This window comes from Stenotrophomonas sp. YJH_SMC_130, assembly GCF_059369035.1.
Genome location: NZ_JCAFSH010000003.1, coordinates 15,089 through 26,649 on the forward strand (window position 1 = coordinate 15,089; position 11,561 = coordinate 26,649).

Here is an 11,561-nt window from a genome sequence, read left to right on the forward strand (position 1 = left end):
CAGCGGGGCCGGACGTTAAATGAATTCAGTTAGCGAGCGCGGTCTGCAGACGGGCCAGCTTGCCCTTCAGCGAACCATCGATGACCACGTCGCCGGCGTCGATCACGGCGCCGCCGATCAGCGAGGCATCGACCGCGGTGGTCACGTCGACCTCGCGGTTGAAGCGCTTGCGCAGCGCGACCTTGATCGCGTCCAGTTCACCGGCCGACAGTTCGGCAGCCGAGGTGACGGTGGCCTTGACCACGTGCTCGGCTTCGGCGCGCAGGGCGTCGAACATGCCGGAGATTTCCGGCAGCAGCGGCAGGCGATGCGATTCGGCCAGGATGGCCAGGAAGCGCGAGTAGGTCTCGCCGTGGGACACCGGCGCCAGCAGGGCGACGGCGTCGTCACGACCCAGCTCCGGGTTGGCGAGCAGGGCCGCCACGCGCGGATCGGCGGCGACGTGGGCGGAGAACGCCAGGGCGTCCGACCACGGCGCGAACGCGCCTTCGTCGCGCGCGGTCGCGAACGCGGCGCGGGCGTACGGGCGGGCAAGCGTGAGGGCCTGGCTCATCCTTAGATCTCCGAGGCCAGCTCGTCGAGCAGCGCCTTGTGGGCGTTGGCGTCGATTTCGCGCTTGAGCAGCTTTTCGGCACCGGTCACGGCCAGCGCGGACACCTGCTTGCGCAGATCTTCACGGGCACGGTTGGCGGCGGCGTCGATTTCAGCCTGGGCCAGTTCCTTCTGACGGGTGGCTTCGGTGATCGCTTCGTTGCGGGCAGCATCAACGATCTGGTTGGCACGCGCATGGGCCTGATCGATGATCTCGTTGGCCTTGGTGCGGGCTTCCTTCAGCGCTTCGTTGACCTTCTCCTGCGCCTGGGCCAGATCTTTCTGGCTGCGGTCGGCAGCAGCGAGGCCTTCAGCAATCTTCTGCTGGCGCTCTTCGATCGCGTTCATCAGCGGCGGCCAGATCTTGGTCGCGATGATCCAGATCAGACCAGCGAAGGCCAGCGCCTGCGCAAGAAGGGTGAAATTGATATTCATGGTTAGCTCGATCGCTGGTTTCGGGGTGGACGCGCCGCCGAAGCGGCACATCCGGCCTTCATCCGAAACCGGGTGCATCAGCACCCGGTCGTCTCAAACCGCTGTATCAGCCGGCCAGAGCCTTGGTGACGGCGCCAGCGAAGGCAGCCGACAGCGGGTTGGCGAAGGCCAGCAGCAGGCCAACGGCGACCGAGATGATGAACGCGGCGTCGATCAGGCCGGCGGTGATGAACATGCGGACCTGCAGGACCGGGATCAGTTCCGGCTGGCGGGCGGCCGACTCCAGGAACTTACCAGCCATGATGGCCAGACCCAGACCGGCGCCCAGCGCGGCCAGGCCGATCATGATGCCGACGGCAAGGGCGGTGGAGCTCTGAATCTGCGCGAAGTTGGTCAGGACGGCGAAGTACATGGTTATCTCCAGGAACTTAAGTTGCTAAGGGTGATGAAACGGATGAAGGTTGAAACGCGTTGAAGCTTGAAACTCAGTGAGCGTCTTCCGACAGGCTCAGGTACACGATCGACAGCATCATGAAGATGAAGGCCTGCAGCGGGATCACCAGCAGGTGGAACAGCATCCAGCCGAGGCCGAACACACCACCGGCAATGGCACCGAAGAAACCGGCACCACCCAGCACCCAGATCAGCAGGAACACGATTTCGCCGCCGAACATGTTGCCGAACAGTCGCATCGCCAGCGAGATCGGCTTGCTCAGCCACTCGACGATGTTGAGGATCAGGTTGAACGGCATCATCCACTTGCCGAACGGCGCCGTCAGGAATTCCTTGATGAAGCCGCCCAGGCCCTTGGACTTGAGCGCGAAGAACAGCATCAGGAAGAACACGCTGATGGCCATGCCCAGGGTGGCGTTGACGTCAGCGGTCGGGACCGGCTTCCAGTAGTGCACGCCCGCCCATTCCAGCGGCTTGGCGATGAAATCGGCCGGGATCATCTTCAGCAGATTCATCAGCAGAATCCAGAAGAAGATGGTGATGGCGATCGGCGTGACCAGCTTGCTCTTGCCGTGGTAGGTGTCCTTGGCCTGGCGGTCGACGAACTCCAGGCAGATCTCGACGAAGGCCTGCCACTTGCCCGGCACGCCGGCGGTGGCCTTGCGGGTGCCCAGCCAGAACGCGACAACGATCACCAGGCCCATCAGGACCGCAGTGAGGAAGGTATCGACGTGGATATGCCAGAACATACCCTCACCCTTGCCGACCGGCGCGGTCAGGTTGTGCAGGTGATGCTGGATGTAGCTGGTAGGGGTTAGAGCCTCGCCCGCCATGTGTCCGGAACCTTCAGTTAATTGAATTCTGTCAACGCCTGGCCATGGCCAGGACCTGGAACATCAAGCCGACGGCGATACCGGCCAACAGCGCCAATGCAGGCAGCTTGAAGACCAGGAACCCCACCAGCAGGACGCCGAAAACCACGACCCACTTGGCCACGATCGCAATGATCAGGCGAGCCATCGCCGATCCTGCGGCCACCGCACCGCCCCCCAGCGCCATCCTTGCCGCCACCCAGCCACCGGCCGAAATGGCCACACCGGACGCCAGCGCGCCGAGGGCGTATTTCGGACCGACCAGCAGGAAGGCCAGGGCCAGGACAGCGACCGCGGCCAGCGGGTAGACCGCGGCGCGCAGCATCAGTCGCCGACCCGCATCAACGGAGTTCAGCACAGGACGTCCCGCGTGGTTGCAAGTGGAAGGCTGAGGCGGCTACAGCAGGGGGGCCTCATCGAGCCGCCAAATTATAGCAATGGGACAATTTGCGAGACAACCGCTGCCTGTTCATCCCTGGAAGCCGCAAGTTGCGGTAACGGTTACATTTTTGCGTACCACCCGGGGGACAATGACGTCCGCATGATGCTGCACCGCAGTATTGAACTTTGGTCGCAGGCGAGGAACTTTCGCCGGATGCGCAGGTCCGATCTTTCGACCTGCCTGCAGCATCCTCGTCGGCTCCACCCCGCAGGTCCCACGATGGCCCCGAAGCCCGTCTCCGGGGCCATCTTTTTGCATCGTCGCGACAGCACTGAACCGTGCACATGCCGTGGACCATACGTTCACGGATGGTGGACGGGCCTGTCCGGCACAGTGGTCTTCATTCTGATGAACCACTGCAAGGACTCTTCGATGCGCCCCGTACCCACCCTGCTCGCTCTCTCCCTGCTCGCCGTCGGCGCCTCGTTCGCCACCGCCGCCCACGCCGCCGAAGGCGACGACCGCTTTGCCCTGCGCCTGGGTGCGATGAACATCGACTCGGACAACACGCTCCGCGGCAAGACCAATGTCGCCGGCCAGGACATCGGCTTCTCCGAGGACTTCAAGCTGGGTGGCAAGGAGTGGGAGCCGCGCATTGACGGCATGTTCCGCATCAGCAACCGCCAGCGCCTGCTGTTCAACTATTTCAAGTACGACAAGGATCGCCGCGAGACCCTCGGCCAGGACATCTCCTTCGGTGACGTCAACGTGCCGTCCGGCAGCTTCGTCAAGGGCGAACTGAAGTACCAGGTGGCCAGCCTGGTCTATGACTACTCGGTGGTGGACACCGATACGTTCGACCTGGGCCTGCAGCTGGGTGCCGAGTACGCCAAGGTCAGCACCAAGGCCTACGCCGATCTGGGCACCGTGTACGAAGGCCAGTTCCTCAACGAGAAGACCGACGGCGTGGCGCCGGTGGTCGGTGCGCGATTGAGCTTCACCCCGTCCGAGAAGTGGATGATCACCCTGCAGGGCCAGTACCTCAACACGCGCTGGGGCAGCTTCGATGACTACAAGGGCGATCTGAGCCGCGCCAACGCCATCGTCGATTACCGCTTCACCAGGAACTTCGGTGTGTTCGCCGGCTACGACTGGTTCAAGCTCGATGCGGACAAGAAGGGCAGCGACGGCACCATCGGCCTGAAGCAGGAATTCAAGGGCCCGGTGGCCGGCGTCAGCTTCGTGTTCTGACACCCGCCCCTTCCACGGCATTCTCTCTCCTGGCGCGGCCTCCGGAACATCGGGGCCGCGCTTTTTTGTTTGCACGGTCAAGCAGAAGCGGGTTGGTCGAGCGCGGGGGGAGAGGGGCTTGCGTGCGAATGTCCTCCGGCGCCGGCCTGCGGCCGACGCCTCCTCCTTTACTTCGCACACAAGCCCCTCTCCCCCCGCGTATCAGGCATCCACGCGGCCTTTGCAGTGGCAGTGGCTCTACTTTCAGCAAGCCGAACCGCTGCGAGCGGTGGCAGTTGCCGCAGATGCAAGCTGGGTCGAGCGCTGGAGGGAGCGGGGGCTGCGTGCGAATGTCCCCCGGCGCCGGCCTGAGGCCGACGCCTCCTCCTTTACTTCGCACACAGCCCCCGCTCCCTCCGCGTGTCATGCATCCAGGCGGCCTGAGCACCGACTCTCGACTTTCCGCAAGCCGAGCCGCTGCGCGGGTGGCAGGCATTTGGACAAAGTAAAGGAGGAGGCGACCGCCGCAGGCGGGCGACGGGGGACATTTGTCCAAATGCCTGCCACCCGCGCAGCGGCCCGAACGCTCGCAACGGCGTCGAACGAAGAAACAAAAAGCCCCGGCAACTGCCAGGGCTTTTCGTTCGGAACGGCGCGGGCGCCTTACTTCTTCTTCGGCATATACAGATCGGTGATCGTGCCGTCGTAGATTTCCGAGGCCATCGCCACCGACTCGCTCAGTGTCGGGTGCGCATGAATGGTGTGGCCGATGTCCTCGGCTTCCGCGCCCATCTCGATGGCCAGGCCGATCTCGGCCAGCAGGTCACCGGCATGCACGCCGACGATCGCGCCGCCGATGATGCGGTGGGTCTCTTCGTCGAAGATCAGCTTGGTGAAGCCCTCGGTGCGACCGATGCCGATCGCGCGGCCGCTGGCGGCCCACGGGAACTTGGCCACGCCGACCTTCAGGCCCTTGGCCTTGGCTTCGGTCTCGGTGACGCCGACCCAGGCGATTTCCGGGTTGGTGTAGGCCACCGACGGAATCACCCGCGCCACCCACTCCTTCTTGTGGCCAGCGGCCACTTCAGCCGCCAGCTTGCCCTCGTGCGTGGCCTTGTGGGCCAGCATCGGGTTGCCAACGATGTCGCCGATGGCAAAGATGTGCGGCACGTTGGTGCGCATCTGGCGATCGACCGGGATGAAGCCACGGTCGGTGACCTGCACGCCGGCCTTCTCGGCATCGATCTTCTTGCCGTTCGGCGAGCGGCCCACGGCCACCAGCACGCGGTCGAACGTGCCCTGCGCCAGCGCCGGCGCCTGGCCTTCCTCGGCCGCCTCGAAGGTCACGGTGATGCCCTTGGCATCGGCAGTGACGCCCGAGGCCTTGGTCTTCAGGTGCACTTCGATGCCCTGCTTCTTCAGGCGGTCGGCCAGCGGCTTGACCAGGTCCTTGTCGGCGCCCGGCATCAGCTGGTCCATGAACTCGACCACGGTGACCTTGCTGCCCAGTGCGCTGTACACAGTGGCCATTTCCAGGCCGATGATGCCGCCGCCGACGACCAGCAGCGAGCCCGGCACTTCGGCCAGCTCCAGCGCGTCGGTGGAATCCATCACGCGCTTGTCGTCCCACGGGAAGTTCGGCAGCTTCACCGCCTGCGAACCCGCGGCGATGATGCACTTCTGGAAGCGCAGCAGCTGGGTGCTGCCGTCTGCGGCGGTGATCTCCAGTTCGTTGGCCGAGATGAACCTGCCGACGCCCTGCACGTTGCGGACCTTGCGCTGCTTGGCCATGCCGGCCAGGCCCTTGGTCAGCTGGTTGACGACCTTTTCCTTGTACTGGCGCAGCTTGTCCAGGGTGATGGTCGGCTTGCCGAACTCGACGCCGAAATCGCCGGCGTGGGCCACTTCGTCGATCACCGCGGCGGCGTGCAGCAGCGCCTTGGACGGAATGCAACCGACGTTGAGGCAGACGCCGCCGAGGCTGGCGTAGCGCTCGACCAGCACCGTATCCAGGCCAACGTCGGCGGCGCGGAAGGCGGCGGTGTAGCCGCCCGGGCCGGAGCCCAGCACGACCATTTCGCATTCGATGTCGGCCGGCTTGCCACTGGACAGCGCCGGCTTCGGTGCCACCGGCTCGGCCGGGGCGCGGTGCGAGGGGGTCACCGGCGGCTTGCTGGCCGGAGCGGCCGCAGCCGGAGCCGGCGCAGCGGCCTTGGCCGGGGCATCGGCGGCGCCTTCAGCGTCCAGCACCACGACCACGGCGCCTTCGGACAAGGTGTCGCCCAGCTTGACCTTGATCTCCTTGACCACGCCGGCCGCCGAGGACGGCACTTCCAGGGTGGCCTTGTCCGACTCCAGGGTCACCAGGCCCTGGTCCTTCTTCACCGTGTCGCCGACGGCGACCAACACTTCGATCACCGGAACATCGCTGTAATCGCCGATGTCGGGAACCTTGACTTCAATCGTGGCCATGGTGGTTTTCCTTGTGCCCGGCCGGCAGGGCCGGCGGGCTGTCACTGCATCTGTTCACGCGGCCGCGCCAGGGGCAGCGGCCGCACGGTGGGGGCGAAGCGATGCCTTACAGCAGCACGCGGCGCATGTCGGCCAGCACCTGCGACAGGTACGTGGTGAAGCGTGCGGCCAGGGCGCCGTCGATGACGCGGTGGTCGTAGCTCAGCGACAGCGGCAGCATCAGCTTCGGCGCGAACTCCTTGCCATTCCAGACCGGCTGGATGGAGGACTTGGACACGCCCAGGATGGCCACTTCCGGTGCATTGACGATCGGAGTGAACGCGGTGCCGCCAATGCCGCCCAGCGAGCTGATCGAGAAGCAGCCGCCGCTCATGTCGGCCGGGCCCAGCTTGCCGTCGCGCGCCTTCTTGGCCAGCTCGCCGGTTTCCTGCGCGATCTGCACCACGCCCTTCTTGTCCACGTCGCGGATGACCGGCACGACCAGGCCGTTCGGCGTATCGGCGGCAAAGCCGATGTGGAAGTACTTCTTCAGGGTCAGGTTTTCGCCGCTGGCATCGAGCGAGGCGTTGAATTCCGGGAACTTCTTCAGCGCCGCGGCGCTGGCCTTGATCAGGAAGGCGAGCATGGTCAGCTTGATGCCGGCCTTCTCGTTCTCCTTGTTCAGCGCCACGCGCAGGGCTTCCAGGTCGGTGATGTCGGCCTGTTCGAACTGGGTGACGTGCGGGATCATCGCCCAGTTGCGGGCCAGGTTCGCGCCGGAGATCTTCTTGATGCGCGACAGCGGCTGGACTTCGGTCTCGCCGAACTTGCTGAAGTCGACCTTCGGCCACGGCAGCAGGTTCAGGCCACCGCCGGCAGCGCCGGCAGCACCGCCGGCAGCCGGCACACCACCGCTGAGCGCGGCCTTGACGAACTTCTGCACGTCACCCTTGGTGATGCGGCCGCCCTTCTCGGTGCCGTTGATCTGCAGCAGGTCCACGCCCAGCTCGCGGGCGAACACGCGCACCGCCGGGGTGGCGTACGGCACCTTGGCCGGCAGCACGCCATCGGCGTTGAACTGCACCGGCGGGCTGGACGGGGTGCCGGCCGAGGCGATCTCGCGCGCCGCCAGCTTGTCCGGCTGTGCCGGCACAGCGACCGGCTCGACCTTGGTGGCGGTTTCGGCGGCGGCCGGGGCAGCGGCAGCCGCCGCCTTGGTCGGTGCCGGCGCGGCAGCGCCTTCGGCCTCGATGATGGCAACCACGTCGCCCTGCGACAGGTTGTCGCCCACCTTGACCTTGATCTCCTTGACCACACCGGCCACAGACGACGGCACCTCCATCGTGGCCTTGTCGCTTTCCAACGTGACCAGGCCCTGGTCCTTCTTGACCGTGTCGCCGACGGCGACCAGCACTTCGATGACCGGGATGCCGGCGTAGTCGCCGATGTCCGGCACCAGCGCTTCCACTGCGCCACCGCTGGTGGCCGGAGTGGCCGGAGCGGCCGGCGCAGCAGCGGCCGGGGCCGGCGCGCTCTGGGTGGCGGCAGCCGGGGCAGCGGACTTGGCCGGTGCCGGTGCGGCGGCGGCCGGCGCGGCGGCTTCGCCTTCGGCCACTTCGATCAGCGCCACGACCTTGCCTTCGGACAGGCTGTCGCCCACCTTGACCTTCAGTTCCTTGACCACGCCTGCCACCGAGGACGGCACTTCCATGGTCGCCTTGTCGCTTTCCAGCGTCACCAGGCCCTGGTCCTTCTTGACCGTGTCGCCGACGGCGACAAGCACCTCGATTACCGGGATATCGCTGTAGTCACCGATATCGGGGACAAGTGCTTCCTTGATTTCGGCCATGGGGATAACTCCGGCAATCTGGTGTAGGGAAACGTCTATTGTGCGGCCAGCGGGGTCCAGCGCCAACCGTTACAGGTGTTTTCAGTACGCACGCAGCCGGGACAGGCTGTTGCCCACGGGTCCCGGCCGCGACCAGTCGGTAGCGTATTGTCCGGACGATGTCCGCTTCATGTCGCCAGTGCGTCTGCAACCGGCTGCCAGGCCTGGCGCAGGCGCGACAACGACCACGCCGCATTGGCCGGGCTGGTCGAGGGCAACGCAACCACCTGTGGCGGGGCCTCCAGCTGCGGCAGCACCCAGCGCTGGAACGCCTGCCATGATGCACCGCCATTGCAGCCGATCAGCGTCAGCTCAGGCAACGTGGCGATCAGTTCCGGCAGTGCATTGGCCACTTCCGTGCCACGCACGATGTCCGCATCCAGGCTGCCTCGGCGCTCGCAGCGACCGATCACATCCCACAGACCGATGCCCGCGGCATTCAATGCCTGCAGCCGCGCGGCGTAGGCCAGATCCGCGTCGAAACCACAGATGTCGGCCATCAGCGGCCAGAAGCGGTTGCGCGGATGGGCGTAATAGCGCTGCTCCTGCAGGGACGCCACGCCCGGCATCGAACCCAGCAGCAGCACCCTGCACTCCACGTTCACCTGCGCTTGCAGGCCGATGCACAACGTTGCTGTGCTCACATCTTCTCCAACTGCATGAATGTCATCGAGCGCCTAAAACCCCATGGATACAGGCGTTCCGTACCCGTCGCTGAACAAGGAAAACTATTTTTTAACGTGCGTCGGATTCGATTCATGTTGGGGCGACTACGGTGTGCTCGCCCCGCAACCGGGGGCCCAAAACAAGAAACATTAGGAGATACCCCCATGCGCTCCATCCGTATCCTGAGTCTCGCCCTGCTGACCTCCGCCGCCTTCGCGCCGGCCGCTTTCGCCCAGGACAGCAGCAGCACCGACACCGCGTCGGGCAAGCATTTTGCCGTTGTTGGCGGCATCTCGCTGCTGGAACCGAAGAACGACCCGATCTCCGGCGTGAAGAAGACCGATGGTGGCCCGGCGCCGACCGTCAGCTTCAGCTACTACATCAACGACAACTGGGCCGTTGAACTGTGGGGCGCCGCTGACAAGTTCGACAACAAGTTCAAGGGCCCGAACAACGCGCGCCTGGGCTCGGTCGAGCAGCAGCCGGTCGCGCTGAGCGGCCAGTACCACTTCGGCCAGGCTGACAACGTGTTCCGTCCGTTCGTGGGCGTCGGCTACTACCAGTCGAGCTTCAGCAACGAGAAGCTGGGCAACGGCGCTGACACCGACATCCGCTTCAAGGATGCCAAGGGCGTGATCGGCACCGTCGGCGTCGACATGAACATCAACTCCACCTGGTTCGCCCGTGCTGACGCCCGCTACATGCGCGCCCGCCCGGACATCAAGGTTGGCGGCGAGAAGATCGGCGAAGCCAAGATGGATCCGTGGACCGTCGGCTTCGGCATCGGCGCCCGCTTCTGATCCAGGCTGCACCTGCTTCACTGATGCAACGCGACGGGCCCTTCGGGGCCCGTCGTCGTTTCCGTCACCGGCGTTCTGTAGAGTCGAGCCCATGCTCGACTGCCTTTTTTGTAGAGTCGAGCCAAGCCCCCTATCCCGAGTCGAGCGGCGGGCTCCGCGCGCATTGCGATGCGTTACGTTCAATGGCGCCCACGGTCAATGGTGGCGCGGCTCAGCTCTACACAAACAGGGTGCGGAGACACGATGGACGACGTCGACCTGCTGGTGATCGGTGGCGGCATCAACGGTGCCGGCATCGCCCGTGACGCCAGCGGCCGCGGCCTGCGCGTGCTGCTGTGCGAGCAGCACGACCTGGCCGCGCATACCTCCAGCGCCAGCAGCAAGCTGATCCACGGCGGCCTGCGCTACCTGGAACAGGGCGAGCTCGGGCTGGTGCGCAAGGCGCTGGGCGAACGCGAGGTGGTACGCCGGCAGGCGCCCCATCTGGTCCATCCATTGCGCTTTGTGCTGCCGTGGGAACCCCATCTGCGCCCACGCTGGATGCTACGCGCGGGACTGTGGCTGTATGACCACCTGGGCCGTCGCAGCCCGGCATTTCCCGCCTCGCGCGCCCTGGACCTTCAGCGCGATCCGCTCGGCCCCTGGCTTTCCCCGGATCTGCGGCAGGCCTTCAGCTACGCCGACGCGCAGGTCGATGACGCGCGACTGGTGCTGCTCAACGCCCTGGATGCCGCGCAGCGGGGCGCACAGGTGCGTGTGCGCACCCGCTGCATCGACCTGCAGCCCTTGCAGGGCCGGTGGCAGGCCGTGCTGGAATCCGCTGATGGCCAGCAGCAGGTGACCGCGCGCGCCGTCGCCAATGCGGCGGGGCCGTGGGCCGGCGACCTGCTGGAACGGATGGAGGCACGCAGCGGCGGCTCCGCGCTGCGGCTGGTACAAGGCAGCCACATCGTCCTGCGCCGGCCCTGGCCCGATGACAGCGCGTGCCTGCTGCAGCAACCCGATGGACGCGTGGTGTTCCTGTTGCCCTTCGCCCACGACCACCTGCTGGTTGGCACCACCGACACCGACTATCGCGGCGACCCGGCGCGCTGCAGCGTGCTGCCTTCAGAGGTGGCGTACCTGTGCGAAGCGGCCAATCGCTACCTGCATGAACCCATCGCGCCGGAAGATGTGGTCTGGCAGTTCGCCGGCGTCCGTCCGCTGCTGGCTGATCCCGATCCGCGCGCGGCAAGACTCAGCCGCGATTACCGCCTGCAGCTGCAGGTGGACCCGGCACCGGCACTGCATGTGCTGGGCGGCAAGCTGACCACCTACCGGGTGCTGGCCGAGGAAGCGCTGGAGCTGCTGCGGCCCGCCCTGCCGCAGATGGGAGCGGCGTGGACAGCAAACGGAGACCCGCTGCCAGGCAGCGACTGGGGCGACGCCGCGCAGGCGGGCGCGCATCTGCAGGTATCGGCACCCTGGTTGCCCGCAGGTATCGCGCGACGCTGGGCCGGGGCCTATGGCAGTCGCAGTGCGGAACTGCTGCAGGGGGTACGGGGCCTGCGCGATCTTGGCGAGGGGTTTGGCGGCGGTCTGCATGCCCGGGAAGTGGCCTTTCTGCGCGAGCATGAGTGGGCGCGCACTGCCGAGGACGTGCTGTGGCGAAGGAGCAAGCTGGGGTTGCGGCTGGACGCTGCGCAGGTGACACGGCTGCAGGCGTGGATCGAACACTCCACTCTGTAGGGCCGAGCCATGCTCGGCTGCGTTGTGCAAATGCAGCCGAGCATGGCTCGGCTCTACAGAGAGAA

At 65.9% G+C, this 11,561-nt stretch carries 11 protein-coding genes; 3 read left to right on the forward strand and 8 right to left on the reverse strand.

Annotation, left to right across the window (positions count from 1 at the left end; all coding sequences use genetic code 11):
- Positions 1-25: 25 nt before the first annotated feature.
- From AC5P5V_RS06300 to AC5P5V_RS06320, 5 genes are all read right to left on the reverse strand, one after another.
- Positions 26-553, reverse strand: coding sequence for a F0F1 ATP synthase subunit delta (locus tag AC5P5V_RS06300; RefSeq protein WP_005411131.1), 528 nt, complete (start codon positions 551-553; stop codon positions 26-28).
- A 2-nt stretch (positions 554-555) separates the two neighbouring features.
- Entirely contained in the window at positions 556-1,026 is a 471-nt protein-coding gene (locus AC5P5V_RS06305; RefSeq protein WP_005419512.1) for a F0F1 ATP synthase subunit B, read from the reverse strand.
- Positions 1,027-1,132: 106 nt separating this feature from the next.
- Positions 1,133-1,438 (reverse strand): F0F1 ATP synthase subunit C, encoded by a 306-nt coding sequence (gene atpE, locus AC5P5V_RS06310; RefSeq protein WP_005411133.1) that lies wholly within the window; start codon positions 1,436-1,438, stop codon positions 1,133-1,135.
- Positions 1,439-1,511: 73 nt separating this feature from the next.
- Positions 1,512-2,312 carry a F0F1 ATP synthase subunit A gene (atpB, locus tag AC5P5V_RS06315; RefSeq protein ID WP_005411134.1) on the reverse strand — a complete coding sequence of 267 codons (801 nt, stop codon included), beginning with the start codon at positions 2,310-2,312 and terminating at the stop codon, positions 1,512-1,514.
- A 31-nt stretch (positions 2,313-2,343) separates the two neighbouring features.
- Positions 2,344-2,709, reverse strand: a complete 366-nt coding sequence (locus AC5P5V_RS06320) for a hypothetical protein (RefSeq protein WP_014648497.1) — start codon at positions 2,707-2,709, stop codon at positions 2,344-2,346.
- 456 nt (positions 2,710-3,165) lie between these two features.
- Between AC5P5V_RS06320 and AC5P5V_RS06325 the strand changes: the two genes are divergently transcribed.
- Positions 3,166-3,984 carry a hypothetical protein gene (locus AC5P5V_RS06325; RefSeq protein WP_134969343.1) on the forward strand — a complete coding sequence of 273 codons (819 nt, stop codon included), beginning with the start codon at positions 3,166-3,168 and terminating at the stop codon, positions 3,982-3,984.
- Positions 3,985-4,626: 642 nt separating this feature from the next.
- Here AC5P5V_RS06325 and lpdA read toward each other — a convergent pair.
- From lpdA to AC5P5V_RS06340, 3 genes are all read right to left on the reverse strand, one after another.
- Positions 4,627-6,435: a dihydrolipoyl dehydrogenase gene (lpdA, locus tag AC5P5V_RS06330; protein WP_154351455.1), complete on the reverse strand. Its 1,809-nt coding sequence runs from the start codon at positions 6,433-6,435 to the stop codon at positions 4,627-4,629.
- A 106-nt stretch (positions 6,436-6,541) separates the two neighbouring features.
- On the reverse strand, positions 6,542-8,263 hold the full coding sequence (aceF, locus tag AC5P5V_RS06335) for a dihydrolipoyllysine-residue acetyltransferase (RefSeq protein WP_231352302.1): 1,722 nt from the start codon (positions 8,261-8,263) through the stop codon (positions 6,542-6,544).
- A gap of 167 nt (positions 8,264-8,430) precedes the next feature.
- Entirely contained in the window at positions 8,431-8,946 is a 516-nt protein-coding gene (locus AC5P5V_RS06340; protein WP_134969276.1) for a DNA-deoxyinosine glycosylase, read from the reverse strand.
- 186 nt (positions 8,947-9,132) lie between these two features.
- Here AC5P5V_RS06340 and AC5P5V_RS06345 point away from each other — a divergent pair, with 186 nt between their 5' ends.
- Positions 9,133-9,768 (forward strand): OmpW/AlkL family protein, encoded by a 636-nt coding sequence (locus AC5P5V_RS06345; protein WP_005419535.1) that lies wholly within the window; start codon positions 9,133-9,135, stop codon positions 9,766-9,768.
- A 243-nt stretch (positions 9,769-10,011) separates the two neighbouring features.
- Positions 10,012-11,496 (forward strand): glycerol-3-phosphate dehydrogenase, encoded by a 1,485-nt coding sequence (glpD, locus tag AC5P5V_RS06350; RefSeq protein WP_134969275.1) that lies wholly within the window; start codon positions 10,012-10,014, stop codon positions 11,494-11,496.
- The last annotated feature ends 65 nt before the right edge of the window (positions 11,497-11,561 follow it).